The following is a 25,942-nucleotide window of genomic DNA, read 5'->3' as shown; positions in this document are numbered from 1 at the left end:
CTTTCTTGGCCGCCCTAGGGAAGGCGCAGTTCGGTATGGCGTATGTTACTCGTCTCCATCGCCCGCTGACGGCACTCGTTCTGTCGCTATCGCTCGTCGCCTGTTCAACCGACGATGCGCTTTCGCCGCCCGGCCGCATCGATGGCGGCTCGCGGGTTGGTTCGATCGGCCCGGTCCCGGTCGATGCAGTGCCGCAAGAAGAGGTCGCCGCCTATCCCGCCGCAACATCGGCTTCGATGGGCAATAGCAATCCCGACTATGTCGCGCCCGCACGGGGGGCGTCTCAGCAAACGCGGCGCACGCTGCCGATGATCGATAGCGACGAAGCGGTTTCCTCCGGCGCCCAGCCGGCGGGCTCGACGGCGATTCCCGATGAAGGCGTCAACATGGATGCCATGCTCGGTGTCGAGCAACCGGTCGTCGGCCTGGCGGAAGAGCAGAGCAACGAGATCGCCGAGGGCAATGCCAGCCAGCCGGTGGTCGGCGGTATCGGCGATGAGAACGTACGCCAGATCGGCGGTGCGTCTGGCGCCGCGCCTCCGGCCGAAGCCAACCTCGGCTACGATCCGGACCTGCCGCCGCTCTCACCCGAGAAGATCGCCGCGGAAGAGGCGCAACGCGCAAGGGCGATGGACGAGCAGCGCGCCATGCAGCGGGCCCAGGAGCCGCAGCAGGTCGCCTTTCTGCCGCGTGTGCGCAATCCGATGTCGACGCCGGATTACACCGGCGAAATGCCGGCTTCGGAGGTCGCCTGCCGCCAGCGGCTGAAGAAGCTCGGCGTCGTTTTCCGTGACATTCCGCGCATCAGCAACGGGCCGTCCTGCGGTATCGATTATCCGATCGAGCTCAGCGGTCTCTCCGGCAATATCGGCGTGAAGCCGGCGGTCAAGCTCAATTGCGAGGTGACGGAAGCCTTCGCCAAGTGGGTGAAGTACGAACTCGCGCCGTCGTCGCGCTATCGCTACTGGTCGGGCGTCAAGACCATCAAGCCGCTCGGCGGCTATTCCTGCCGCACGATGAATTCGCGCCGCGGCAACCCGATGTCCGAACACGCGCGCGGTAACGCCATCGACGTCGGCAAGTTCGTCTTGAAAAACGGCAAGGAAATCGACGTCCGCAAGAAGGGCTTCTTCGCCTTCCGCGAACGCGGGCTCCTGAAGGCCGTGCGCTCCGATAGCTGCAAATATTTCAACACCGTGCTCGGCCCGGGCAGCGACCCGTTCCACAAGGACCATTTCCACTTCGATCTCAGGACCCGCAAGACCGGTTATCGTCACTGCGACTGACGTCGGGCGTCACGCCGGCAAAAAAAGAGGCCGGCGGGGAGGCCGGCCCAACGACCGGAGCAAAAAGGGGGAGGCTCCGGCGTGCAAATCACGAGCGCAAATCAAAGGGCGATATCGCGCCGCGCGAGCAAATTGCTCGAAGAGCATCACCGTTTCGTGACAGGGGAACGGGATTGGCGACAATTCATTTTCGGATCTTTCGCCGGATAACGGTCGCGGTCTTCGTTCGCGCCGAGAGCGAACCGGCGTCGAGACACCAGTATCCGGTGTGCAGGCTGCCGACCCCGAGGCGTCATCGCAGGTTCCTGTTTGAGGTCACTATACCACAAGTTTTATAGTTGCCCGAAATCGTCTGGACGGTTGCCCCAAATATGGCGCTTTCCCCTTTGCCGGGGTCGCGTTGTAACGATCTGAATTTTCTATATGATTTGACAGTCAACGGACAGGTGCGCGGTACTAGCGATGGTAACGTGTTTTGTTTCGTCTGGTTAACCAATAAGTAATACGATATTATACTATTTGATATAACAATCATGGATAGTGGTCCGGCAAACCACAGCAAGCATGGGGCTCCACTCACTCCTAGGGCAACGACAGGAGGAAGCAATGGGAACTGTTATGCAATTTCCGGGGGTGCGCACGGATATGGCCGCGCATGCCGCCGAAGTTTCGAAAATCCTGAGAACCCTCGCCAACCGAAATCGACTGTTGATCGTGAGCGCCTTGCTGGAGGGCGAGCACTCGGTGGCGGCGCTCGAAGAAAGCCTGAGCATTCGCCAGCCGACCCTCTCGCAGCAATTGACGGTGCTGCGCGATGCCGGCATTGTCTCGACGCGTCGGCAGGCCAAGCAGGTGTTCTATCGTATGAGCCACGACAAGGTGGCGCGTCTGGTCGGCGCGCTCTATCAGATTTTCTGTCGGGATGGTTCTAGAGCATGAATGAATACGGGAATGCGCTGGCGGGCGGGCTGTTGATCGGCCTTTCGGCAGCGATCCTGATGGTGGCCAATGGCCGTGTGGCCGGGATCAGCGGTATCACCGGACGCCTGCTGCAGGGCGTGCAGGCCGCCACCGGCGCGTTGTTCTTGCTGGGGCTGATGGCGGGACCGCTGCTCTTTCGTCTCGTGTTCGGCGCCTGGCCCGGGATGACGGTCACGTCCTCCTGGCCGCTTCTGCTGGCCGGCGGGCTGTTGGTCGGCTTTGGGTCCCGCATGGGCTCCGGCTGCACGAGCGGCCACGGCGTCGTCGGCCTTGCAAGGCTGTCGCGACGCTCGATTGCTGCGGTTGCCACTTTCATGGCGGCGGCGATCGTCACGGTCTTCGTCATGGGTTTGCTTGGATGAACGGCGCTTTCTTCCGCCTCGCGGCGACACTCGTCTCCGGCCTCGTTTTCGGTTTCGGCCTTTCACTGTCCGGCATGCTCGATCCCGCGCGCGTGCGGGCCTTCCTGGATATTGCCGGCAATTGGAACCCGAGCCTTGCCTTCGTGCTCGGCGGCGCCGTTTCGGTTTCCGCGCTCGGTGTCCTGCTGACCCGCCGGCTCAAGCGCCCTTTTTTCGACGAAACCTTCCATTTGCCGGACAATCAGCTCATCGACAGGCGACTGATTGTCGGCTCGGCAATCTTCGGCATCGGCTGGGGGCTGGTGGGGCTTTGCCCGGGTCCGGCGCTTGCCTCGCTGTCGCTCGGTCTGCCAGCGACGATCCTATTCGTGGCGGCGATGGTTGCCGGGATGGTCATCCATGACCGGCTGGTGGCGCGCAGACCGTCCCGAATGGGCGGCGGCGCCGGGGCGGAGACCCGTCTGTCACAGCCGCATTGACAAAGCGTCACCTTGTTTTTTCCATAGGGCAGGCTGCAAATCGCGATCAATTGCCCCATATAGGCGAAACCTGCCGACTTCGCCTCCCGCATCCGGATAAGCTTTCATGGCGCCCATCGTTTCCGTTTCCAATCTGTCGAAGACCTATGCCTCGGGGTTCCAGGCGCTGAAGGGCGTCAGCCTCGATATCGAGGAGGGCGAGATCCTGGCGCTGCTCGGGCCGAACGGCGCCGGAAAGACGACGCTGATCTCGATCATCTGCGGCATCGTCAATGCGAGCGGCGGAACGGTGACGGTCGGCGGGCATGACGTGGTGAGCGAGTTTCGCAAGACGCGGGCGATGATCGGGCTCGTGCCCCAGGAACTGACCACCGACGCCTTCGAGACCGTGTGGAACACGGTGTCCTTCTCCCGCGGCATGCACGGCAAGAAGCCGAACCCGGCCCATATCGAGAAGGTGCTGAAGGATCTGTCGCTGTGGGACAAGAAGGACAATATGCTGCGTGAGCTCTCCGGCGGCATGAAGCGGCGCGTGCTGATCGCCAAGGCGCTGTCGCACGAACCGCGCGTGCTCTTTCTCGACGAGCCGACGGCGGGCGTTGACGTCAACCTGCGCAAGAGCATGTGGGACGTGGTCGAGCGGCTGCGCGCCTCCGGCGTCACCATCATCCTGACGACGCATTACATCGAAGAGGCGGAGGAAATCGCCGACCGCATCGGCGTCATCAACGGCGGCAAGATCCTGCTGGTGGAAGACAAGGTGGCGCTGATGTCGCAGCTCGGGCGCAAGCAGTTGCGGGTCGATCTCGCCAATCCGCTGGATGACGTTCCCGAAACGCTGTCGAGCTACAACCTGACGCTGGAGGGCGACGGGCACTGTCTGATCTATGATTACGACACGAGCGCCGAACGCACTGGCATCACCGCGCTGCTGGCGGCTTTGGCCGAGGCCGGTATCCGGCTCAAGGACATTTCCACGCGGCAGAGCTCGCTGGAAGACATCTTCGTCGAAATCGTGAGGGCAGGGCGATGAACATCGAAGCGATCAAGTCGATCTATTTCTTCGAGATGGCGCGCACCCGGCGCACGCTGCTGCAGAGCGTGGTGTCGCCGGTCATCTCCACATCGCTCTATTTCATCGTCTTCGGCGCGGCGATCGGCGGGCGCATCCAGCAGATCGACGGCGTTTCCTATGGCGCCTTCATCACACCCGGGCTGATGATGCTGACGCTGTTGACGCAGTGCATCGGCAACGGTTCCTTCGGCATCTATTTCCCGAAATTCACCGGAACGATCTATGAGGTCCTGTCCTCGCCGGTGTCGATGGTCGAGATCGTGCTCGGCTATGTCGGCGCAGCGGCGACCAAGGGGATGATGATCGGGACGATCATCCTGCTGACGGCCTCGCTGTTCGTCGACCTGACGATCGCCCATCCGTTCGTGATGATTTTCTTCTTCGTGCTGACGGCGATTTCCTTCAGCCTGTTCGGCTTCATCATCGGCATCTGGGCCAAGGACTTTGAACAGTTGAACCTGATCCCGATGCTGGTGATCCCGCCGCTCGTCTTCCTGGGCGGCAGCTTCTACTCGGTCAAGATGTTGCCGCCTTTCTGGCAGGCGGTCAGTCACTTCAACCCGGTGCTCTATCTGATCAGCGGCTTCCGCTGGAGCTTCTTCGAGGTTTCCGACGTCAACCCGATCTTCAGCGCCGTGATCATTCTCGTCTTCCTGACGGCCTGCATGTCGATCCTCGCCTGGATCTTCCGCACCGGTTACCGGCTGAGAAACTGACAGGCGGTGCCCTTCAGAATGCCGGCACCGGCACGGCTCCACTCGCATAGGCGATGATGACGCTGACAACGGCCATCGCAAGCAGCGCCTGAAGGATCGTCACGACGACCTGGAGGAGCGACCGCATCGCGGAAAGCTCGATGTCGGCCATGAACCAGCGCGTCTCGGCGACGATATACCAGCCGATCGAGGCCATCACGAAGACGACGCCGACGGGCGTGAAGGCGCTGTGCCCGGCCATCAGCAACTGGCCGCCGAGGCTGATCGCGAAAGCGAAAGGTGCGGTGACGTAGCACTGGCTGAAGAAGGGCGGGCGCAGCGTATCGCGCGTCAGCTTGGCGCCCTTGTTGCGCAAGAGCTTCACCGCCATCAGCAAGGGCAGAATGCTGAAGGCGACGGCCCGAAACATCAGCAGGTTGGAGTCGGAGGCAAGCAGCGACGTCGCTGCCCAGGGAGCAGCCTGCCTGACGAGGCCGAGCTCCATTCCGTGCGCCAAGAGCAGCGTGATCAGCAGAAAGAGCGGTGGGCTCAGCGCGTCCGAATATTGTTCCGGCAGGTCGTCGCCGAGCTCGACGTCGGCGTAGCGCATCATGGCCTGCGGGTGGCGGAGCGTGCGCCACATGGTCAGCGGGTAGAAAAGCAGCCAGCAGACGAGCTCGTAGAGAAGCTCTTCGATCGACTTCAGCAGTCGCATGAAATCCATGAGGCGCCCTCGCATCAGTGGTTTCGTCCCTTGGCCCGACGAGGAGACGCGTCAGGCGTCTTTGAACAGTCCGCCGCCGTGCGTTCTGCACCTTGGACGTATTAGTCGCGCAGCCGCAGCTCGTCGGTGCGCATCTGCAGCATATCGAGCGTCGACAGGAAGCTCATGCCGAGCAGGCTCTGATCAAGCCGCCCCTTGGCGGCGACCGTTGCGCCGATGTTGCGACGGGTGATCGGGCCGACGGAGATCTCCTCGAGCATGACGGGGGCTGCCTGCGCCCGGCCATTGGCCGTCATGACGGTGACGATATAGCTGAGATTTTCCGGATCGAGACCGATGCGCTCGGCATCCTCATAGGTCAGCGCGATGCTGCTGGCGCCGGTATCGACCAGCATGTTGATATCCTTGCCGTTGACGGTCACGCCGGTCTCGAAGTGTCCGTTCAGCATCTTGTGCAGCACCACTTCCTGTTGGCCCTCGCTGTCGGTGATCACGGTCGCGCGGCCGGGAACGAGGCCGGCAAGCAGGCGATTGCCGAAACCCTGCAGTTCGAAGCGGTAGACATAGGCCGAGACGAGGGCGAGCGTGATGAAGAGCCAGATAGCGACCTGGCGCAGCCCTTCGCCGAAGCGGCGGCGGCTTTGCAGAATGCCGGCGCCGATCAGCGTGGCGATGGCGCCGAGCGACACCAATTGGCCGAAATCGTCATTGGCAAGGCCCATGGTGCGGCCGGCATCGTGGTTGACGATCAGCAGAAGGAGGCCGATGGCCAGGATCGAGAGCAGAATGGCGAGACGGGTCATGCTTGGCCGCGTTCCCTCGCCATGCGGCTGCGGCGCGTTTCGCGCCGGGGCTTGCGTTCGACCGTCTCGAGCCGGTCGGGCAATGTGGTCATGATCGCCCGGCGTTCGGCGTCGGTGTAGAGCGTCCAGCGGCCGATTTCATCCCGCGTTCGGCCGCAGCCGAAACAGTAGCCGGTCTTGTCATCGATCGAACAGACGAGAATGCAGGGAGATTCCATGGCCTTGCTCTATTTTTCCCTGAATATATCGATGTTTCAGACCGTCAGCGCAAGGGTGCCGAGCACCGCGATTTCGGTGAGTTGCTGCGTCGCGCCAATCGTGTCGCCCGTATGTCCACCGATCTTGCGCGTCGCGACCCGGCCGAAACCTTTGACGGCGAGGAAGAAGGCGACAATCGTTGCGATCAAGCCAAGGGCCGGGACCTTGGCGAAGTAAAAGAGCAGCATGGCTGCAATCAGGCCGAAGCCGAGTGCAAAGCGCGCGGCAGCCGGGTCCGGTGTCCCGGCGGAAGCCGCAACGCCGCCGCTGCGGGCCGGCGGCAGGCTTGACCAGTGCCAGACCATGGCCGCCCGGCTGAACGCGGCGGTGCCGAGGATCGCCATGCCAGCGCCGAGCGGCGTGAAGAGCGGCAGGATCGAGGCCAGCGCGGAGACGCGCAAACCAAAGGAGAGAATGAGCGCGACGGCGCCATAGGTGCCGACCCGGCTGTCCTTCATGATCTCGAGCGCCGCATCGCGGTCGCGACCGCCGACAAAGCCGTCGGCCGTATCACCGAGCCCATCCTCATGCAGCGCCCCGGTCAAAAGCGCCTGGAGAGCGATGACGACGAAGGCGGCAAAAAGCGAACTGACCTGCAGCGCGTTCATCGCGCCGGCAGCGGCAGCGGAGGGCAGGACGATCACGATGCCGGCAAGGGGAAAGGCGCGCACGGCCCGGTTCAGGCGTCCGTCGTATCCGACGAAGTGGCGTCCCGGCATGGGAATGCGGCTCAGGAAGCCGACCGAGCGCACCACGTCGTCACAGAAATCGCCCACAAAGCCCATGGCCCCTCCAAAGATCTGCCCCCAAGCCGCATCGCAGATGTCACGGCGGCCCGCAAGTGAAGGCATGACGAGCGCGCCGGATCGCGGTGCGTCGAATCGTCCATCCCGTGGCGGATCATGCTCCGGCGACGCGGATTGGCGCAAATGTCGTTGCCCGAAAATTCGACGCCCTCTATGAGGAGCGTAGATTCACGATATGCAAGGATATCCAGCATGAGTGCCAGCGGCCTGCCGTTTGATGATTTCCGCGAATTGTTGCGCAACCTGCCGGGGCCGGATTCGGCAGCGCTGGTTGCGGCACGGGAACGGGACGCACAGCTGACAAAACCGCCGGGCGCGCTCGGACGCCTCGAAGAAATCGCCTTCTGGCTCGCCGCCTGGACCGGCAAGGCGCCGGCGGTCAACCGGCCCCTGGTGGCGATCTTCGCCGGAAACCATGGCGTCACCCGTCAGGGCGTGACGCCGTTCCCGTCGTCCGTCACTGCGCAGATGGTCGAAAACTTCGCCGCCGGCGGCGCGGCGATCAACCAGATCTGCGTCAGCCATGACCTCGGCCTCAAGGTCTTCGACCTGGCGCTCGACTATCCGACCGGCGACATCACCGAGGAAGCAGCGCTCTCCGAACGGGACTGCGCTGCGACCATGGCCTTCGGCATGGAGGCGATCGCCGGCGGCACGGATCTGCTCTGCATCGGCGAAATGGGCATCGGTAACACGACGATCGCGGCCGCAATCAATCTCGGTCTCTATGGCGGCACGGCCGAGGAATGGGTCGGCCCGGGCACCGGTTCCGAAGGCGAGGTACTGAAGCGCAAGATCGCGGCTGTCGAGAAGGCGGTGGCGCTGCATCGCGATCACCTTTCCGACCCGCTGGAGCTGATGCGCCGCCTCGGCGGCCGCGAGATCGCGGCGATGGCGGGTGCCATCCTCGCCGCCCGCGTGCAGAAGGTGCCCGTCATCATCGATGGCTACGTGGCGACTGCGGCCGCGGCGATCCTGAAGGCGGCCAATCCGTCGGCCCTCGACCACTGCCTGATCGGCCATGTCTCGGGCGAGCCGGGCCATATCCGCGCGATCGAGAAGCTCGGCAAGACGCCGCTGCTGGCGCTCGGCATGCGGCTCGGCGAGGGCACGGGCGCGGCCCTTGCCGCCGGCATCGTCAAGGCGGCCGCCGCCTGCCACAGCGGCATGGCGACCTTCGCGCAGGCTGGCGTCAGCAACAAGGAATAATCAAGATACGGCCGGCTTTCGCAGCGAAGCCGGCCAATTGCTGTCCAAAGCCTGTCGCGGGCGCCATTCCCGCCTATGGCGGGTCTTGATGGACACGTGCTTCTCGCCTATCCAAGCGCACATGCAGCCCTAACTATTGTCTGACAGCGCCGCGCGTCTCGTCAGACGCGCAAAGGTCGCTGCAGCACTTTGAAGTGTTGCATGTTTTATCCTTGGATCGGGTAGGATCTAAGGATACGTGCAGCAGGCCGCTGCAACCGGGAACGCCTTGCATTCGCCTCATTCACGATGTCGAAGCAAGCGCAGTTTCAAGCCCTGTCGAGAAGAAATGGACGCCAAGAACACCACGCACCGCATTGGCCAGACGAGTCCTGTCGAGAAGCAGACCGGCATTCGCCATCTCTTCGCCGCCGCCAGCTATTCGCTGGGTGGCGCGAAACGGCTGATCAGCGAAGCTGCCTTCCGCCATGAGCTGATCGCCTTCGGCATTGCCATGGTTGCCTTCGTCATCGTCGGCGCGACCTTCTTCCAATTCGTGGCGATGGCGATCCTGTTTCTCCTGATGATGGCCTTCGAGGCGATCAACACGGCGATCGAGGAGATCGTCGACCGCGTATCGCCGGAAATCTCGGAAATGGGCAAGAACGCCAAGGATCTCGGTTCCTTCGCCTGCCTCTGCCTGATCATCGCCAACGCCGTCTATGCCGGTTACGTCGTGATCTTCGACGGCTTCATGAACTGAGGCGACATATCTTTGTGCATTCGTTTGAGCGCACGGGTCTAGCCGATCTTGATGACGGTATCGGAGATGAACGTCATCGGCGGTATCGCCAGGTTCTCCGGGGCTGGCCCCTTACGAACGCGGCCGGCGGTGTCGTAGTGCGAGCCGTGGCAAGGGCAGAACCAGCCGCCGTAGTCGCCCGACTGGCCGAGCGGGATGCAGCCGAGGTGGGTGCAGACGCCGACCATCACGAGCCAGTTCTCTCGGCCTTCTCCGGCCGAGCGCGCAAGATCGGTGGCCGGCTGGTCCTTGGGAAGATTGGCGTTACGCGCCACCGGGTCCTTGAGTTCATCCATCGTGACCGCCTTCGCAGCCTCGATTTCCTTGGGCGTCCTGTTGCGGATGAAGATCGGGCGGCTCCGCCACCTGAGCGTCATCGACGCTCCCTCCTCGAGCGAGGCTACGTCGACCTCTATCGAGGCCATCGCCAGCGTCGAGGCATCAGGGTTCATCTGGTTCAAGAACGGCCACGAAGCGCCAGCCACTCCGACAGCGCCGGCAATACCGGTGGAAAGATAGAGGAATTCACGCCTCGTCGGCTCCCTGGTTTCATCAGTGAATATGTTCATGCCACAGCGCTCCTTCCGTCGCGCCACGCGGTCGAGCGACACGGCCCTGGCGAGGGGCAGAAGGGACGTCCGACCTTCGGCTATCGTGGTTGCAATGCAAGCGTGGCGATATCCGACTTTAACCTTGCAATTTTATCCCTAATTCGCTCCGGAATTAAGGTGTTGCCTCGCAGTGGCGCTCACGGCGCCGCAGGCACTATCGGACGCGCGAAGGTCGCTTTCGCGAGATGCGAAGATTCAACGGCCTAAAGCGTAAAAGAGCGAAACTGAAAGACCGCGACGCGCTTTTAGGTGGCAAGCATGAACTGCTTCAGCGCCTAAGGATCAGGCGAAACTCTTGCGACGGCGGACCGGGGCTGCCACGTCCTCCACCGGCGGCAGGCTTTCAAGCACGCGGCGGGCCGGCAGTATGGCGATTGCCTCCGTGCCTTCCCGAAGCTTGGAGCGCAGGATGAATTCGCCATTGTGCTTGGCGAGGATGGCCTGAACGATCGGCAGGCCGAGGCCGGTGCCCTGTTCGGCACTCTTGATCGCGATCGAGCCCTGGCCGAAGGCCGACAGAACGATCGGGATCTCCTCTTCGGGAATGCCAGGACCATTGTCCTTGATCGAGAGATATTGTCCGCCGCCGGCGGTCCAGCCGCACTTGAAGGTGATTTCGCCGCCCGCATTGGTGAACTTCACCGCATTCGACAGCAGGTTGAGGATGACCTGCCGCATCGACTTCTCGTCGACCCAGACCGAGGGCATGCCAGCTTCGAACTGCGAGTGGATGGTGATGTTCTTGGCGCGCGCCCTCAGTTGCACCATGCCGACGCAGTCCTCGGCAATCTCGACAAGGCTGACTGCGTCTTCGTTCAGGTCGTAGCGGCCGGCCTCGATGCGCGACAGGTCGAGGATCTCGTTGATCAGGTTCAGCAGGTGTTCGCCGGAACGATGGATATCGTTGGTGTATTCCTTGTAAGTCGGGTTGCTGAGCGGGCCCAGGACTTCCGTCGACATGACCTCGGAGAAGCCGAGGATGGCGTTCAGCGGCGTGCGTAGCTCGTGCGACATGGATGCCAGGAAGCGCGACTTGGCGAGGTTCGCTTCCTCCGCCCGGCGCCGCGCTTCGTCCGACATCGATTTTGCCACTTCGAGCTCGGCGATCAGATCGTCCTTCTCCGATTGAACCGAGAGAATGTGGACATTGGCGCGGTTCATGCGGTCGGTCATGACCACGAGGAAGAGCAGAGACAACGAAATGATGCTGGTGAGGCCGATATAGGTCTGATTGCCCGTCGTCAGCGAGACGAAGGCCAATGCGGCGACCACCGGCGTGAACGTGCACAGCAGGGCATTGCGCAGCAGGAATGTGCCCATGGCGGTGACGGCCAGCGCGAAGAGCAGTGCAGTGCCGACGAAAAAGCCGAGGCGGACATCGCCGCACGTCGCGCAGTCCTGAGCAACGAGGGCCGCCCAGCAAAGACCCATCAACACCTGGGCGAGCAGCAGGCGCCGGCGCCAGACCGGGACCTTTTCCGCGCTGATGTCCTTCTTGCGGGCCTTCCTTGCCAGCACGAGCGTCACCGCATGCGCCGAGAGGGTCATGACGGCCCAGAGGACAATGCTGAGATTGCCGGAGAGATAGACCCCGACGGCGGCAATCAGGGTGACGAGCACCGGGACGGCAATGGCGCTGTGCAGGGCCGAACCGATGTAAAGATTGAGCATCTCGCGCTCGAAGCCCGACGGCACGGACGAGCCCGTTTGCAGCCGTTCACGCGTCGCGCGGACCGTCCTCGAAACGGCCTTGTTTCGATGGTTTCGCGACTTGTCGACAATGATCTTATCTGTCGAGGTGCTGGCGGCGATACTCATGCTCTTATGCGAAGGTTATGGTTTCCTTGCAGTCTAGTGAGCAATCCTTAAGAAGTTGCTGCGGTGTGTGAAGGATTCGACAACCATTGTGGCGCGGGGGTGTCTTTCGGCCGAAAGCGAGAGCCGGCGCATGAGATTTCGCCTCCAAGCTTTTGGAATCATGTGTAATCATGGTGCGCCCCGAGTGTGTCGGGAGCATGTGACGATAGAGGTGCAGGAAACGTGAAATCGGGCCGGACGAGATACCGCTTCACCGGCGGGCGAGGCGGAGGCTCAGTGGGTCGATCGCGACCGGTCGGCCGTGGCGGCATGCGTATCGGGTGGATCTTTCTTCTGATCCTTTCGATCGGTGCCTACTTCGCCGACAAACTGCCCGTCGCGGAGCGCGTGGCGACCGGCGAGGCGCGTGGTCTCGCCACGGCAAGCGATGGCGACAGCCTTCGCCTCGATGGCAGGCGCATCCGCATCGAGGGGATCGATGCGCCGGAACTGGACCAGAGTTGCGAGCGCGACGGCGGGACCTGGGATTGCGGCTGCGAGGCGCGTGATCGCCTGAGAGTGCTGATTTCGGCGGGCGATGTGCGCTGCCGCTTCCATGGACGCGACCGCTACGGCCGCGACCTTGGCACCTGCGAGGCAGGCGGGCGTGATGTCGGCCGGGAAATGGTGCTCTCCGGCTACGCGGTCAGCTACGGGCGCTACCAGGCGGAAGAGGCACGGGCGGAGAAGGAGCGGCGCGGCCTTTGGGGAGGCGAGTTCACGACGCCGCAGGAATGGCGCCGGACGAACGGCCATCCGGACGAGGGCCCGCATCTGGTCGGCGGTTGGCTGGAGACGATCAGGGGCTGGCTTCTGGAGCGCCTGACCGCATTGTTTGCGGGTATCGGCGATGCCTGAGAACGACATTTCAGACCTGGAGCGCCTGCGGGCTGCGATTGCCGCCTGCCGCATCTGCCGCGACAGCCCGATGCGCGGTGATGACGACCGTCTGCCGCATGAGCCGCGGCCGGTGGCGGTGATCTCGACGACCGCGCGCATCCTGATCGCCGGGCAGGCGCCCGGGCTTCGCGTGCATGACAGCGGGCTGCCCTTTAACGATGCGTCCGGCGATCGTCTCCGGCAATGGCTGGGGGTGGACCGCGACACCTTCTACGATCCGGCGAAATTCGCGATCGTGCCGATGGGCTTCTGCTTTCCGGGCTATGATGCCCACGGCAGCGACCTGCCGCCGCGCCGGGAATGCGCGCCGCTGTGGCGGCAGCGGGTGATGGATCTGATGCCGCAGGTCGAGCTGGTGCTGGCGATCGGCCACTATGCGCAGCGCTGGCATATTGGTCCGGACTGTCCGAAATCGATGACTGAGACGGTGAAGGATTGGCGGCGCTACGCGCTGCGCAATAGGGACCCCGCGATCCTGCCGCTGCCGCATCCGAGCTGGCGCAACACCGGCTGGCTGAAGCGCAATCCGTGGTTCGAGGCCGATGTTCTGCCGTTCCTGCGGGAGCGGGTGATTATGCTCACGGCCTGAAACAATTTTCTTTATCTTCATTAATTTCGCGCTATAGAGGGAAAAATAATTCGAGAGGGACTTTCATGGACCGCCTAGACCGCAAAATCCTGCGCCTGCTGCAGGAGGATTCCACGCTGGCCGTTGCCGACCTTGCCAAGAAGGTGGGACTTTCGACCACGCCGTGCTGGCGGCGCATCCAGAAGATGGAAGAGGACGGCGTTATCCGCCGTCGCGTCGCCCTTCTCGATCCGGTGAAGATCAACACCAAGGTCACGGTGTTCGTGTCGATCCGCACGAATTCGCACTCGATGGAATGGCTTCGCCGCTTCTCCGAGGTGGTGTCCGAGTTTCCCGAGGTGGTCGAATTCTACCGCATGAGCGGCGACGTCGACTATCTTCTGCGGGTGGTTGTGCCGGATATCGCTGCCTATGACGCGTTCTACAAGCGCATGATCGCCAAGATCGAGATCCGCGACGTTTCTTCCGCTTTCGCCATGGAGCAGATCAAGTACACGACCGAGCTTCCGCTCGACTACATGGTGATCGACCAGGCGAAGTCCTCCGAGGACTGAGGGTATCCACTAACCCGCTGGGCTTTGATCGAGGCCGAGGCGCGCAAGCACCTTGTCGCTCTTAAGTTCGCGGACCGCGTCCTTGCCCGTCCAGCGGGCGGCGCGGTTCGTGCTTGCGGCCAGGCGCTCCGCCAGCGCCAGTGCCGGACCGTGGCAGGCGGCATTACGCTTGCCGATCTGCCTGAGCGCCCAGTTGACTGCCTTCTTGACGAAATTCCGCTCGTCGCCTGCATGCTTTTCAATCAGCGGCAGCCAGTTGAGGAGGGTCGCGTCCGGTTCCTTCTTGAGGTGGACGGCGGCGGTTGCAATCATCGCAAAGGCGATGCGGCGGACGAACTCGCGTTCGTTGGCCGCGAATTCCGGGATCAGTTCGCGCTCGAAGCGGGCGGCGACAAAAAGGTCGGCGACGGTGTCGACGACTTCCCAGGAATTGCAATCGTCCGCCCAGCGGCGCGCCTCTTCCAGCGTCAGCACTTTCGGCTCGGCCGTGAAGGCGGCCAGGATGCGCGCCTCGCGGATGCCGGATTGCCAGAGTTCCAGCGCACGGCGGTGATCGGCTTTCACCTGCCGCGTCACCTTGTGCAGTTCGACATTGGAGAGGCCGAGGGCGGCTTCGGTGACGATGCCGAAGCGCGCCATGCCGGCGAGATTGTCTACAGACCCGAGAGACCGCAGGTGAGCGATGATCTCGTCTGCGGTCGAGGACGGGCCGAGGCTCATTTTTCGAGGCGGGCGAGCAGCGAGGATGTATCCCAGCGGTTGCCGCCCATGGCCTGAACGTCGCCGTAGAACTGGTCGACGAGGGCGGTCACGGGCAGCTTGGCGCCGTTGCGGCGGGCTTCCGCCAGCACGATGTCGAGGTCCTTGCGCATCCAGTCGACGGCGAAGCCGAAGTCATACTTGCCGGCGTTCATCGTCTTGTGGCGGTTCTCCATCTGCCAGGAGCCGGCCGCGCCCTTGGAGATGACATCGACCACCTTCTCGATATCGAGCCCGGCCTTCTTGCCGAAGTGAATGCCTTCGGCGAGCCCCTGGACGAGGCCGGCGATGCAGATCTGGTTGATCATCTTGGTGATCTGTCCGGCGCCGGCCGGGCCCATCAGGCCGACCATGCGGGCAAAGGCTTCAATGATGGGCTTGGCACGATCGAAGACCGGCTCGTCGCCGCCGCACATCACCGTCAGCACGCCGTTTTCGGCGCCGGCCTGGCCGCCGGAAACCGGCGCATCGATGAAGTGGGCATTGCGCGCCTTCGCCGCTTCGTAGAGTTCGCGGGCGACCTCGGCGGAAGCGGTGGTGTTGTCGATGAAGACGGCGTCGGCGCCAAGCGTTTCAAAGGCGCCGTCCTTGCCCGTCGTTACTGAGCGCAGGTCGTCGTCATTGCCGACGCAGGAAAATACGAACTCGGCGCCGTCGGCCGCTTCCGCCGGCGTCCGCACCGCGCGGCCGCCGAACTCGGCGGCCCATTTCTCGGCCTTGGCGAAGGTACGGTTGTAGACCGTCAGCTCGTGTCCGCCGCGGACCTTGAGGTGGCCGGCCATGGGGTATCCCATCACGCCGAGACCGATGAATGCGACCTTTGCCATTTTTCGAATACTCCCATTGCTTTCGCTCTGGTGTAACTGATGGCGCGGATGGGGAAAAGAGCGAAGGGAGCATCGTGCGATGCTCCCTTCGCATGATGCCATGTCGGCGTGATCAGGGCTTGAAGCGGGCGATCACCAGATGGCCCGCGATCGGTTCGCCTTCTTCCATGCGCACGGTGATGTCGCCGACCTCGACGATCTCGAAGCCGGTGGCTCCGAGACGGTTACGCAGGTAGGTCTCGGCATGGGCGAAGCGCTGGTGCGGGCCGACCATGAAATCGCGGCCGGCGAAGGTTTCGGCGGGCAGCGTCTCGCTGGAGAAGATCAGCAGGCCGCCCGGCACGAGATTGTCGACGGCGCCGAAGAACAGCGCTTCGAGCGCGCCCATATAGGGAAGCACGTCGGTCGCGACGATCAGGTCGAAGGGCTCGTCGTCGTTGTCGTCGAGATAATCGACTGCCTCGGCGACGTAGAGCGTCTCGTAGAGATCCTTCTCATGCGCGATCTCGACCATGTTTTCCGAGAGGTCGACGCCGGTGATATCGTCAGCCATGTCGCGAAGCGCACCGCCGGTGAGGCCCGTGCCGCAGCCGAGATCGAGCACGCGATCGAACGGACCGAGTTCGAGCGCCTGCAGCCGCTGGCGAACGAGCAGGGGTACGCAATAACCGAGCTGGTCGACGAGCACGTTGTCGAAGACCTCGGCATGCTGGTCGAAGAGGGTGGCGACATAGGCGTCAGGCGCCTTCACGGGCGTTTCGCCGCGTCCCATCGAAGCCAGCCGCACGGCAGCGCCGCCGTGGTCTTCCGGGTCGAGCGCCAGCACTTCGGCATAGGCGTCGGCAGCGGCATCGAAGTTGCCGGATTTTTCCAGGGAGAGGGCGCGGTTATAGGCTTCCGCCAGCGCTTCCTCGTCGATTTTCGTGCTCTTCTGGGTCATCGCCGCTTCTTACGTCCGCAAAAGGGCTTTGGCAATCGCCGTCGGCGATCGTTTGCCGCGGCCGCTCACACATGGATTGCGAAAGGATACAGAAATTTAGCCCTTTCGAAGGGAAAAAACGGCGACGCGTGGGGCTGCGGGATTTATCGGGCGGAGGAATGGAGTCATCATCATAACCATAAGAAAACATGGGAGGAACGCCAATGTCCGCCGAACTTGGTCCATTGGTGATAACGACGGAGATCAAGGAGCCGAAGGGGCCGCCGCTGCCGCAGTCATCGCAGGAGCAGATCAACGCGGTCGTGCATTATTACCGCGGCGAATTGGGCCGCATGGCCGGCTGGCGCGATCGCATCGACCGCACTTCGAACTGGGCGATCACCGTCGCCGCCGCGCTGCTCTCCGTTTCCCTGTCGACCCCGTCGTCGCACCATAGCGTGCTGCTCTTCGCGATACTGCTGATCACGCTGCTGCTGCTCATCGAAGCGCGGCGCTATCGCTTCTTCGATGTGTACCGGGCGCGCGTCAGGCAATTGGAACGAGGGTATTTCGCGCAGATTCTTGCACCGGACGGAACGCCGAACCTCAACTGGGCGGTGGCGATCGCCAAGAGCCTGCGCAAGCCGGCCTTCCTGATGAGTTACCGTGAGGCCGTCTGCCGGCGGCTGCAGCGCAACTATTGCTGGATGTATCTGATCCTGTTGCTTGCCTGGACGCTGAAGATTTCCTCGCCGAAGATCTCGACCAATGGCGAGCCTTTCGGCCACGTGCGCTCCTGGGCCGATGTCGCCCAGAATGCGGCGCTCGGTCCCATATCCGGCTGGCCCGTGATCGTTGGCGTGCTGCTGTTCTATGCGCTGGTGCTTTACGGCTCGCTACACAGGGAACCGACCGAAGGTGAATTGGCGCATGGGGAGGTGCATGTTTGAGGGCGCGTCGCCTGGAAATTCTGAACGCCTGCGCCATCGCGGTAGTCCAGGCGTGCCGATCGCAATGCGGGTGGCTTGACCGAACGGCCACTTAGGCTCGTCAGATCCGGTCGGCGGTTCAGTGCAGGATGAACTCGCCCTTTAGCGCCCGCCATTCCGTCGCCGAGATCAGCTTGCGGTGCACATAGCGCACCGAATGCAGCGGCCCATCCAGTTTTTCCTGCCAGAATTTTAGGAAGCTGCGCATCTCCGGAAAGTCCGGCGCGATGTCGTAGTGCTGCCAGACATAGGTCTGGAGGAAGGTCGGATGATCCGGCATGTGATAGAGGATCTGGGCCGTCGTCAGGCCATAGCCTTTAAGCTGAAGTTCCATCTCGTTTGTCATGAGGACCTCACTTCTCGCAAAGGTTGGTCTCTATGATGAAACGCTTGATTTCTTAATCAAGGGCTAATGTTTGCCCCGAAATGAAACTTTCGTAGAAATAACAGAAGCTTGGCAGCACCTTACGGGGAGTGCTGCCAAGCTTTTTCGGTGGTGACTTGCGGACCTAAGGCGCGTCGCGATCTTTCAGGTTCGCTCCTTGCGCTTTCAGTCTTTGATATTTCGCATATCGCTATCGCAAAGCCGCTGACAAACTTTAGCGCTTGAGGTGACGGGTCAGCCGCGCCTCCAGCAGGCTCCAGACGTTGCGCAGGATCTCGACCATGATCAGGTAGAGAATGGCGGCCCAGATATACATCTGGAAGTCGAAGGTGCGCGAGAAGGCGTAGCGGGTTTCGCCCATCAGGTCGAAGACGGTGACGATCGCGACGATCGCCGAACCCTTGATCATCAGGATGATTTCGTTGCCATAGGGGCGCAGCGCCACGATCATCGCCTGCGGCAGGATGATCTTCCAGAAGGCGATGCGCTCGGGCAGGCCGAGGGCGGCGGCACCTTCACGCTGGCCGCGCGGCACGCTTTGGATCGCGCCACGCAGAATTTCCGCCTGGTAGGCTGCGGTGTTGAGCGTGAAGGCGAAGAGCGCGCAGTTCCAGGCATCGCGGAAGAACCACCACAGGCCGACCGCTTCGAGCTGCGGGCGGAAACTGCCGAGGCCGTAATAGATCAGGAAGAGCTGCGCGAGCAGCGGCGTACCGCGGAAGAAATAGACATAGCCGTAGGCGAGCCACGACCAGAGCCTGTTCTTCGACATGCGGGCAAAGGCGATCGGCAGCGACAGAATGGCGCCCAGCACGATCGAGATCGAGACCAGCATCAGCGTGACGCCGAGGCCGGAGAGGAAACGCGGACCGTATTTCGCGAACTTCTCCGGGTCCCAGCCGTTGACGACGGTCAGGAAGATGCCGACGCCGAGTGCGAGCCAGATGCCGAGCGCAATGCTGCCGACGAAGCGGGCGAGTGTGTAGGGCTTTGGCGGAACCGGAGGCGGGGCCTGCGGCGGGATCATCGTTGCAACAACACTCATCGGCCCATCTCCGCACGTTTGGTCCAGCGCTCCAGGTTCGCAAAGACGATCGAGGAGATCATCGCGAGGATCAGGAATAGCACGCAGGCCACACCATAGAATTCAAAGGCTTGCTTGGTCACCCGGGCGGCGACGCCGGTCTGGCGCAGGATGTCCGTCAGGCCCACGACCGAGACGAGGGCCGTGTCCTTGAGCAGCGCCATCCAGAGATTGCCGAGACCGGGCAGAGCGATGCGCACGAGTTGCGGCAGGATGATGAGGCGCATGGTCCTGTTGCGATGGAAACCAAGGGCATCGCCGGCCTCGTACTGTCCATGCGGAATGGCCTTGAAGGCGGAGAGCAGCACTTCCGAACAATAGGCGGAGAAGACGACGCCGAGCGCGATCATGCCGGCGAAGAAGGCGTTGATCTCGACCGGCCCCCCGTAGCCGAACGTCCCCAGCAACTGCTGAACGAGGATCTGCAGGCCGTAATAGACGATGAAAAGCGTCAGCAGTTCGGGCAGGCCGCGGAAGATCGTCGTGTAGATATTGGCGGCGAGCCGCACGGTGCGCTCTTCGGACTGCTTTCCGAGAGCGACGAAAAAGCCGATCAGCAGGCCGACGGGCAGCGTCGCGATGGCAAGGCTCGCGGTCACGACGAAGCCGTAGGCGATATCGTCGCCCCAGCCCGTGTCGCCGCAGGCCAGCAAGGTGCCGGGCGCCAGCCAACGAAAGACCCCGACCGGGCCGCAGAATGGATCGACGATCGACCCGATCCAGGAGAGGATGGAATAGAAGCCGGCAAACAACCCGCTCATGTCAGAAGTTTCCCCTTTGCGCCGTTTTTGTGTGTACCGATCGCGCTGTGTTTTAGGCTCTTGTCAAACAAAAACGGCGGAAGGGCAAGCCATCCGCCGTTGCATTTTTCGCATGAACTGACGTTTCTCCGGCATGATTCACTAGGAAATCGCGCCGAAGCCCGTCAATCAGCTGCCATAAACGTCGAATGGGAAGTACTTTTCGTTGATTTCCTTGTACTTGCCGTTGGCGCGGATCGCTTCGATCGCCTTGTTGAACTTTTCGCGCAGCGCGTCGTCGCCCTTGCGCACAGCAATGCCGGCGCCTTCGCCATTGATGACCGGGTCGATCGGCAGGGTGCCGAGCAACTTGCAGCAGGCGCCGTCAGCCGTCTTCAGCCATTCGGAGAGCACGACGACGTCGTCGATGACGGCGTCGATGCGGCCGTTGGCGATGTCGAGCTTGTACTCGTCAGCCGTCGGATAGAGTTTGATGTCCGCACCCTTCATATGCGCTTCGGCATAGTTGGAGTGGGTGGTGGAACCCTGCGCGCCGAGCGCCTTGCCGGCAAGCGCTGCCTCGGTCGCCTCGGTGATCGGCGAATCCTTCGGCACGACGATGGCCGGCGGCGTGTTGTAGTATTTGTTGGTGAAGTCGACCTTTTCCTTGCGCTCGGCGGTGATCGACATGGACGCGACGATGGCGTCGAACTTCTTGGCGATCAGCGCCGGAATGATGCCGTCCCAGTCCTGCGTGACGAAGGTGCACTCCGCCTTCATTTCCGCGCACAGCGCCTTGGCGATGTCGATGTCGAAGCCCGTCAGCGTGCCGTCCGCTTCGAGGTTGTTGAAGGGCGGGTAGGCGCCTTCCGTGCCGATAACGACCTTTTCGCCGTCGGCCATGGCCGAGCCTGCCATGAGCACGAAAACGGCAGCCGATGCGGCGGCTGCCAGCCGTCTGGAAATACGCATGATAGTCCTCTCTGTTGGTCGGTGCCCGGTCTTTTCTTCTTCACGGACACCAATTTCGACCGGGGCGTTTGCCTCCGGTTGCGGCGATATTCGTACTCTTTTCCTGTAAAAATCAACAGGAAAGCGAAGGTGCTCGCCGGGAATCGGATTTCGACCGCAGATTGCGATGGCGGCCTTCGCAATGAACATGAACGGCGCGTTCAGCGGCGGTTAATCTTGCCTCCGTTAGCCCTAATCAAGGAACCGGCGCGTGGTTCGGCCTTTGCGCGTGACGGCATGCGTCGCGGGCAACACAAAAAAGCCGGAACCTTGGGTCAAGGCCCCGTGAGCATTCGCGTACGCATCATTCTTCGGCGTGTCATAGAGCGGGAAGAGGATGCGGGACCAGGACCTCCCAGGAAGAGGAAGGAAGACAAATGTCGATTCGATCCAAACTGTTTGCGACCGTCGCGCTGCCGGTGTTGTCGGTGTCCGTCGCGGTTCCGCCCGCCGTCGCCGATAGCCTGATGAAGCCATTCGAGGTTGCACAGGAGGGCGGTGGTCAGTCGGACGAAGAGCTGCTGCTGCAGAAGCAGCGCCAGGCCGAGGAAGAGGCCGCGCGTCAGGCGGCCGAACAGCAGCGGGCCGCTGAAGAGGAAGCCGCTCGCCAGGCCGCCGAGCAGCAGAAGGCGGCGGAAGAAGAGGCGGCCCGCGCGGCCGCCGAGCAGCAGAAGGCGGCTGAAGAGGAAGCTGCGCGCCAGGCCGCCGAACAGCAGAAGGCCGCTGAAGAAGAGGCTGCGCGCCAGGCCGCCGAACAACAGAAGGCTGCCGAAGAAGAGGCTGCCCGTGCGGCCGCCGAGCAACAGAAGGCTGCCGAAGAAGAAGCTGCGCGCCAGGCCGCTGAACAGCAGAAGGCTGCCGAGGAAGAGGCAGCGCGCCAGGCCGCTGAACAACAGAAGGCGGCTGAAGAAGAGGCAGCCCGTGCGGCTGCCGAGCAGCAGAAGGCGGCTGAAGAGGAGGCTGCCCGTGCGGCCGCTGAGCAGCAGAAGGCGGCTGAAGAAGAGGCAGCCCGCGCGGCTGCCGAGCAGCAGAAGGCGGCTGAGGAAGAAGCGGCCCGTGCGGCCGCCGAACAGCAGAAGGCGGCTGAAGAGCAGAAGGCCGCCGACGAGCAGAAGGCTGCGGAAGAGCAGCAGAAGGCCGCGGAAGACGAGGCAGCCCGTCAGGCTGCCGAACAGCAGAAGGCAGCTGAAGAACAACAGAAGGCTGCCGAGCAGCAGAAAGCTGCCGAGCAGGCTCAGCCCGGCGACTGTGTTGTTCCGGAAGGTCAGGATGCGTCCACCGCATGCCCGCCGGAAGGCGGCAAGGCGGCCGAGCAGCCTGCAACCACTGAGGAGCAGAAGGCCGGCGAGCAGCCGCCCGTGACCGAAGAGCAGAAGGCAGGCGAACAGCCTGCGACCGAAACGGCGCCGGGGACGGAGCAGCAGCCACAGACGGGCGAAGGCCAGCTTGCGCCCGGGACGGAGCAACCCCAGACCGGCGAGGGCCAGCCTGTGCCCGGCACGGAGCAGCCGCAAACCGGTGAAGGCCAGCCGGTCCCGGGCACTGAGCAGCCGGCGACCGCCGAGCAGCAGCCGCAGGTGCAGCAGCCGGTTCCGGAAGTGGTCGACACCCGCACGGAAGAAGAGAAGGTGAAGATCGCCGAAGACCCGGCGGCGACCGACGAGACCGTCGTTCTGCCGGTCGAAAACGGTGCGGCCGTGCTCGACAGCGACAAGGACGCCGACAATTCGGGTGGCAACCAGGCGCGCGAACAGCGCCAGAAGCTGCGCGAGGAGTTGCGCGCCAAGGAAGAAGACGCACCGCCGCCGGCAGACGACGCTGCAGCCCAGGCTGCGATCGCCGCCGAAATCCCGGCCGACCTGCCGCAGAAGATCGAGGCCAACCTCAACGAAAAGGGCACACGCGTCGATGAGGCGCCGGTCTTTGTGGTTCCGGAGACGACCAACATCGTCAACAACACCGTCATCAACAACACGGTGATCAACAACAACACGACCGTCAACAACATCACCAACAACGTGACCGAGGTGAAGGTCGTCGAGCAGGTCGACAACCGCGTGATCCTCGGCGTCGGCGACCAGATCTTCGTGCGGGGCGACGATCGTCCGCGTCTGCGTCACGATGCGGAAGAGACCTACTACGATCAGCTTCCGCGCGGCCGCACCCGCGAAACCATCCTGCGTCCGGGCGGCTACCGGATCGTCACCGTCTACAATCGTTACGGCGACATCCTGCAGCGCTCGCGCGTCGACCGCGACGGCAACGAGTACCTGATGATCTATGCTCCCGAGCGAGACGAAGGTCCGCGTCCGGCGATCATCGACGTCGGCTACGAACTGCCGCCGATGCGCCTGCGCATCCCGGTGCGCGACTATATCGCCGACGTTTCGGACGATCCGGATCGCGACTACTACGAGTTCCTGGCCGAGCCGCCGGTGGAGCCCGTCGAGCGCGTCTACACGATCGACGAGGTCCGCCACTCCGCCCGCCTGCGCGACAAGGTTCGTCGTGTCGACCTCGACACGATCACCTTCCCGACGGGCAGCGCCGAGGTGTCGATGTCGCAGGCCAAGACCATGCGCAAGGTCGCGGCCGCAATGGAGAAGATCCTTGCCAAGGATCCGGGTGAAACCTTCTTCATCGAAGGCCACACCGATGCTGTCGGTTCGGACCGCTCCAACCTCGTGCTTTCGGACAAGCGCGCCGAATCGGTCGCGTCGCTGCTGACCGAGGTCTACGGCATCCCGCCGGAAAACCTGGTGACCCAGGGCTACGGCGAGCGCTTCCTGAAAGTTCGCACGCAGGAAGCCGAACAGCAGAACCGCCGCGTCACCATTCGCCGCGTCACGCCGCTGGTCCGCCCAGTCGCGCAGCGCTAACCAAGCTTCGCGCAGCGCTAACCAATTTCGCGCAGCGCTGATCAAGCTTCGGGCAGGACTGCCCGGCTACATCCAGGAAACCCGCCTCGCAAAAGGCGGGTTTCTGTCGTTTCAAAGATTTGCCACCTTTTTTGCTTCCCCGGATTGCCATGAAAGCCGCTGCCCTCCCATTTTTCGCCTTCGCCCTGCTTGCACACTCGGCCAGCGCGGCGCCCGGCCTCGTCGAGCCGGATCTGCGGCTGCCGACAAACCCGGATAGCAAGGGAGCGGCGCCGCGCGTGGCGCTGACGCTCGACGCCTGCAGCGGCGCGACTGACATGCGCATCCTCGGCACGCTGATCGAAAACCGCATCCCGGCGACGATCTTCGTCACCGCGCGCTGGCTGAAGCGCAACGGCCTCGTCGTCGACGTGATGAAGGCGCATCCGGACCTCTTTGAAATCGAGGATCACGGCGCGATGCACGTGCCGCCGATCGACGTGAAGGTCTCCGTTTATGGTTTGGCGGCGGCCGGCTCCGAGGCAGCGGTCGCGGCCGAAGTCGACGGCGGGGCGACGGCGATCAAGGCGCAAGGCCTGCCGGCGCCGCACTGGTTCCGCGGTGCGACCGCCAAATATACCCATTCCTCGATGGGCCAGATCCGCGCGATGGGGTATCGCATCGCCGGCTATTCGGTGAATGGCGACGGCGGTTCGCTGCTGGGCGCAGCTATCGCTGAGAAGCGCATCCGGGCTGCCAAGGACGGCGATGTCATCATCGCCCATATCAACCAGCCGACCCATTCCGCCGGCGCCGGCGTCGCGCGCGGCATCCTCGACCTCAAGGCGAAGGGCTACAGCTTCGTCCGCCTCAATGACATTCCGGACGAAATGACCGTCGGCGCGACGAATTGACGGTTTTTGCCGCGTAGACCGAACAGACGTCCACGGATCACGACATTTGACGGAGCTTCGGTTCCGCAAGGCGGACGCCCGTTGATCGGTGCCAAGCCGAAAACCGACGGCACAACGTATGACGCGACCGCTCAAAGGCATGGTCGAGGCGGAACAGGCGCTCGAAAAGCTGCCGAAGCAATGATGCGGGCCTAGAGCATCCTGCTTTCAAGTGGTATCACTTGAGAGCAGAAAGATGCTCTAGAATCAAAGTGCTAGAGCGTCCTTTGTGCGTTCACATGAAAGAACGGCGCTCTAGAGAATATCGGCCTTGCGCTGCAGACCAATGACTTTTTCGACGAAATCGGCGATTGCCGCGGTGTCGTCGAGATCGAAGATCGGAAGATCGGTATCGGCAACCGGATGGTCGGCTGCGATCGCGCAGATGTGCGCATCGGTGGGGGCCAGCGGCTCGCGGTTTGCCGATTCCAGGCGGCGGGCCTCGATCTTCGGGATCGGTTCGCGCTTGTAGCCCTCGACGAGCACCAGATCGCAAGGGGCGAGCCGCGCAAGGATCTCCTCGAAGCTCGGCTCCGGCGCGCCGCGCAATTCGTGCATGATCGCAAAACGCGTGCCGGAGACGATCGTCACCTCATGGGCACCGGCCTCGCGGTGGCGGTAGCTGTCGGCGCCAACCTTGTCGATGTCGAAGTCGTGGTGCGCGTGCTTGACGGTGGAAACCACATAGCCGCGCTGCGTCAGTTCGCTGACGAGCCGCACCATTAGCCCGGTCTTGCCGGAGTTCTTCCAGCCGGCGATGCCGAAGATCTTCATCGCGCTCATGCTTTGCTATCCTCGAACAAGCTCAACCATTCCTGCGCCTCAGCGAGATCCTCAGGCGTGTTGATGTTGAAGAAGGGATCGAATGCGCCTTTCGACGTCAATATGACAGGAAAATCGACCGTTACCGAGGCATGGCGTTCGATGAAGGCACGGACGCGGCGTTTCGGGTCGTTCGTCAGCCAGTTCTCCAGATCGTCAGCGAGCGCGACCGGCCAGAGCGCGAACAGCGGATGCATCTGTCCGACGGATGCCGCAACGGCAATCTGCTGACGTTCCGTCAAGGCGCCGGTCAGCCGTGCGACGAGATCGTCTGGGAAGAAGGGCGTGTCGGTCGGAACGGCCACGACATGGGTTGCTTCCGGCGTGGTCGCCGCCGTGTGACGCATGGCCGCCAGTACGCCGGCGAGAGGGCCGAGAAAACCTGGAACCGTATCAGCAATAATGGGGATATCGCCGACGATGGCGTCCGCCGGTTCGGCATTGAGGTTGACCGCGATGCTCGTGACCTGTGGCCGAAGCCGTTCAATGATGCGCGAAAGCATCCCTTGGCCGCCGAGTTGAAGGTCGGACTTCGGGCTTCCCATGCGGCGCGACAATCCGCCGGCGAGGATGACGGCCGGTCGCGGCGCGCTGATCAGCGATGGGTGTTTGGTCTCCGGCATCG

General features: G+C 62.9%; 29 protein-coding genes. 14 read left to right on the top strand and 15 right to left on the bottom strand.

The window, feature by feature from the left end; genetic code table 11:
• Positions 1-35 precede the first annotated feature (35 nt).
• The 6 genes from QM996_RS08240 to QM996_RS08215 all read left to right on the top strand — a co-directional run bounded on the left by QM996_RS08240 (position 36) and on the right by QM996_RS08215 (position 4,899).
• Positions 36-1,286 (top strand): extensin-like domain-containing protein, encoded by a 1,251-nt coding sequence (locus QM996_RS08240; protein WP_500270014.1) that lies wholly within the window; start codon positions 36-38, stop codon positions 1,284-1,286.
• A 606-nt stretch (positions 1,287-1,892) separates the two neighbouring features.
• Positions 1,893-2,225, top strand: coding sequence for a metalloregulator ArsR/SmtB family transcription factor (locus QM996_RS08235; protein WP_500270013.1), 333 nt, complete (start codon positions 1,893-1,895; stop codon positions 2,223-2,225).
• Positions 2,222-2,629: a YeeE/YedE family protein gene (locus QM996_RS08230; RefSeq protein WP_500270012.1), complete on the top strand. Its 408-nt coding sequence runs from the start codon at positions 2,222-2,224 to the stop codon at positions 2,627-2,629. Before QM996_RS08235 ends, QM996_RS08230 begins: the two co-directional genes overlap by 4 nt.
• Positions 2,626-3,108 carry a DUF6691 family protein gene (locus QM996_RS08225; RefSeq protein WP_500270011.1) on the top strand — a complete coding sequence of 161 codons (483 nt, stop codon included), beginning with the start codon at positions 2,626-2,628 and terminating at the stop codon, positions 3,106-3,108. Before QM996_RS08230 ends, QM996_RS08225 begins: the two co-directional genes overlap by 4 nt.
• 106 nt (positions 3,109-3,214) lie before the next feature.
• Positions 3,215-4,141 carry an ABC transporter ATP-binding protein gene (locus QM996_RS08220; RefSeq protein ID WP_500270010.1) on the top strand — a complete coding sequence of 309 codons (927 nt, stop codon included), beginning with the start codon at positions 3,215-3,217 and terminating at the stop codon, positions 4,139-4,141.
• A complete protein-coding gene (locus QM996_RS08215) occupies positions 4,138-4,899 on the top strand; it encodes an ABC-2 transporter permease (RefSeq protein WP_500270009.1) in 762 nt (253 codons plus the stop codon). The genes QM996_RS08220 and QM996_RS08215 overlap by 4 nt, the downstream gene beginning before the upstream one ends.
• 13 nt (positions 4,900-4,912) lie before the next feature.
• Here the strand turns inward: QM996_RS08215 and QM996_RS08210 are convergent, their stop codons facing one another.
• The 4 genes from QM996_RS08210 to QM996_RS08195 form a co-directional block, all read right to left on the bottom strand.
• A complete protein-coding gene (locus QM996_RS08210) occupies positions 4,913-5,602 on the bottom strand; it encodes a permease (RefSeq protein WP_500270008.1) in 690 nt (229 codons plus the stop codon).
• Positions 5,603-5,703: 101 nt separating this feature from the next.
• The gene (locus tag QM996_RS08205) at positions 5,704-6,405 is read right to left on the bottom strand and encodes a retropepsin-like aspartic protease family protein (RefSeq protein WP_500270007.1); all 702 of its coding nucleotides are present in this window, start codon (positions 6,403-6,405) and stop codon (positions 5,704-5,706) included.
• A complete protein-coding gene (locus QM996_RS08200; protein ID WP_173516725.1) occupies positions 6,402-6,623 on the bottom strand; it encodes a DUF1289 domain-containing protein in 222 nt (73 codons plus the stop codon). The genes QM996_RS08205 and QM996_RS08200 overlap by 4 nt, the downstream gene beginning before the upstream one ends.
• A 36-nt stretch (positions 6,624-6,659) precedes the next feature.
• Entirely contained in the window at positions 6,660-7,448 is a 789-nt protein-coding gene (locus QM996_RS08195; RefSeq protein WP_500270272.1) for an adenosylcobinamide-GDP ribazoletransferase, read from the bottom strand.
• Between the two features lie 213 nt (positions 7,449-7,661).
• Between QM996_RS08195 and cobT the strand changes: the two genes are divergently transcribed.
• A complete protein-coding gene (cobT, locus tag QM996_RS08190) occupies positions 7,662-8,678 on the top strand; it encodes a nicotinate-nucleotide--dimethylbenzimidazole phosphoribosyltransferase (RefSeq protein ID WP_429815761.1) in 1,017 nt (338 codons plus the stop codon).
• Positions 8,679-9,006: 328 nt separating this feature from the next.
• Positions 9,007-9,420: a diacylglycerol kinase gene (locus tag QM996_RS08185; protein ID WP_173516722.1), complete on the top strand. Its 414-nt coding sequence runs from the start codon at positions 9,007-9,009 to the stop codon at positions 9,418-9,420.
• A 38-nt stretch (positions 9,421-9,458) separates the two neighbouring features.
• Here the strand turns inward: QM996_RS08185 and petA are convergent, their stop codons facing one another.
• Positions 9,459-10,028: a ubiquinol-cytochrome c reductase iron-sulfur subunit gene (gene petA / locus QM996_RS08180; RefSeq protein WP_500270006.1), complete on the bottom strand. Its 570-nt coding sequence runs from the start codon at positions 10,026-10,028 to the stop codon at positions 9,459-9,461.
• 324 nt (positions 10,029-10,352) lie between these two features.
• The gene (locus tag QM996_RS08175) at positions 10,353-11,888 is read right to left on the bottom strand and encodes a sensor histidine kinase (protein WP_500270005.1); all 1,536 of its coding nucleotides are present in this window, start codon (positions 11,886-11,888) and stop codon (positions 10,353-10,355) included.
• A 276-nt stretch (positions 11,889-12,164) separates the two neighbouring features.
• Between QM996_RS08175 and QM996_RS08170 the strand changes: the two genes are divergently transcribed.
• The 3 genes from QM996_RS08170 to QM996_RS08160 all read left to right on the top strand — a co-directional run bounded on the left by QM996_RS08170 (position 12,165) and on the right by QM996_RS08160 (position 13,970).
• Positions 12,165-12,785: a thermonuclease family protein gene (locus tag QM996_RS08170; RefSeq protein WP_500270004.1), complete on the top strand. Its 621-nt coding sequence runs from the start codon at positions 12,165-12,167 to the stop codon at positions 12,783-12,785.
• Entirely contained in the window at positions 12,778-13,416 is a 639-nt protein-coding gene (locus QM996_RS08165; RefSeq protein WP_500270003.1) for a uracil-DNA glycosylase family protein, read from the top strand. Before QM996_RS08170 ends, QM996_RS08165 begins: the two co-directional genes overlap by 8 nt.
• A gap of 65 nt (positions 13,417-13,481) precedes the next feature.
• Entirely contained in the window at positions 13,482-13,970 is a 489-nt protein-coding gene (locus QM996_RS08160; RefSeq protein ID WP_173516716.1) for an Lrp/AsnC family transcriptional regulator, read from the top strand.
• 9 nt (positions 13,971-13,979) lie between these two features.
• Here QM996_RS08160 and QM996_RS08155 read toward each other — a convergent pair whose 3' ends face one another.
• From QM996_RS08155 to QM996_RS08145, 3 genes are all read right to left on the bottom strand, one after another.
• On the bottom strand, positions 13,980-14,690 hold the full coding sequence (locus tag QM996_RS08155; RefSeq protein WP_500270002.1) for a DNA alkylation repair protein: 711 nt from the start codon (positions 14,688-14,690) through the stop codon (positions 13,980-13,982).
• Positions 14,687-15,556 (bottom strand): NAD(P)-dependent oxidoreductase, encoded by an 870-nt coding sequence (locus tag QM996_RS08150; RefSeq protein ID WP_173516714.1) that lies wholly within the window; start codon positions 15,554-15,556, stop codon positions 14,687-14,689. The genes QM996_RS08155 and QM996_RS08150 overlap by 4 nt, the downstream gene beginning before the upstream one ends.
• Positions 15,557-15,668: 112 nt before the next feature.
• Positions 15,669-16,496, bottom strand: a complete 828-nt coding sequence (locus QM996_RS08145; protein WP_500270001.1) for a class I SAM-dependent methyltransferase — start codon at positions 16,494-16,496, stop codon at positions 15,669-15,671.
• A 203-nt stretch (positions 16,497-16,699) separates the two neighbouring features.
• On the opposite strand from QM996_RS08145, the gene QM996_RS08140 reads away from it, so the two are divergent.
• Positions 16,700-17,425 carry a DUF2270 domain-containing protein gene (locus tag QM996_RS08140; RefSeq protein ID WP_500270000.1) on the top strand — a complete coding sequence of 242 codons (726 nt, stop codon included), beginning with the start codon at positions 16,700-16,702 and terminating at the stop codon, positions 17,423-17,425.
• 118 nt (positions 17,426-17,543) lie between these two features.
• Here QM996_RS08140 and QM996_RS08135 read toward each other — a convergent pair whose 3' ends face one another.
• The 4 genes from QM996_RS08135 to QM996_RS08120 all read right to left on the bottom strand — a co-directional run bounded on the left by QM996_RS08135 (position 17,544) and on the right by QM996_RS08120 (position 20,645).
• Complete coding sequence (locus tag QM996_RS08135) at positions 17,544-17,810, bottom strand: usg protein (protein ID WP_173516711.1); 267 nt, start codon at positions 17,808-17,810, stop codon at positions 17,544-17,546.
• Between the two features lie 253 nt (positions 17,811-18,063).
• Positions 18,064-18,894 (bottom strand): ABC transporter permease, encoded by an 831-nt coding sequence (locus tag QM996_RS08130; RefSeq protein WP_500269999.1) that lies wholly within the window; start codon positions 18,892-18,894, stop codon positions 18,064-18,066.
• On the bottom strand, positions 18,891-19,694 hold the full coding sequence (locus tag QM996_RS08125; protein WP_500269998.1) for an ABC transporter permease: 804 nt from the start codon (positions 19,692-19,694) through the stop codon (positions 18,891-18,893). The genes QM996_RS08130 and QM996_RS08125 overlap by 4 nt, the downstream gene beginning before the upstream one ends.
• Before the next feature lie 168 nt (positions 19,695-19,862).
• On the bottom strand, positions 19,863-20,645 hold the full coding sequence (locus QM996_RS08120) for an ABC transporter substrate-binding protein (protein ID WP_173516708.1): 783 nt from the start codon (positions 20,643-20,645) through the stop codon (positions 19,863-19,865).
• 416 nt (positions 20,646-21,061) lie between these two features.
• On the opposite strand from QM996_RS08120, the gene QM996_RS08115 reads away from it, so the two are divergent.
• Complete coding sequence (locus QM996_RS08115; protein ID WP_500269997.1) at positions 21,062-23,563, top strand: OmpA family protein; 2,502 nt, start codon at positions 21,062-21,064, stop codon at positions 23,561-23,563.
• A gap of 149 nt (positions 23,564-23,712) precedes the next feature.
• A complete protein-coding gene (locus tag QM996_RS08110) occupies positions 23,713-24,456 on the top strand; it encodes a polysaccharide deacetylase family protein (protein ID WP_500269996.1) in 744 nt (247 codons plus the stop codon).
• Positions 24,457-24,750: 294 nt separating this feature from the next.
• Here the strand turns inward: QM996_RS08110 and mobB are convergent, their stop codons facing one another.
• Together mobB and mobA are read right to left on the bottom strand one after the other, a co-directional pair.
• Positions 24,751-25,278 (bottom strand): molybdopterin-guanine dinucleotide biosynthesis protein B, encoded by a 528-nt coding sequence (gene mobB, locus QM996_RS08105; protein WP_500269995.1) that lies wholly within the window; start codon positions 25,276-25,278, stop codon positions 24,751-24,753.
• The gene (gene mobA, locus QM996_RS08100) at positions 25,275-25,940 is read right to left on the bottom strand and encodes a molybdenum cofactor guanylyltransferase (RefSeq protein WP_500269994.1); all 666 of its coding nucleotides are present in this window, start codon (positions 25,938-25,940) and stop codon (positions 25,275-25,277) included. The genes mobB and mobA overlap by 4 nt, the downstream gene beginning before the upstream one ends.
• Between the last annotated feature and the right edge of the window lie 2 nt (positions 25,941-25,942).

The organism is Sinorhizobium chiapasense (genome assembly GCF_045277575.1).
Taxonomy (GTDB): Bacteria; Pseudomonadota; Alphaproteobacteria; order Rhizobiales; family Rhizobiaceae; genus Ensifer; species Ensifer chiapasense_A.
Note: the sequence above shows the minus strand (reverse complement) of the source record. Positions and strands in the feature narration are given on the sequence as shown.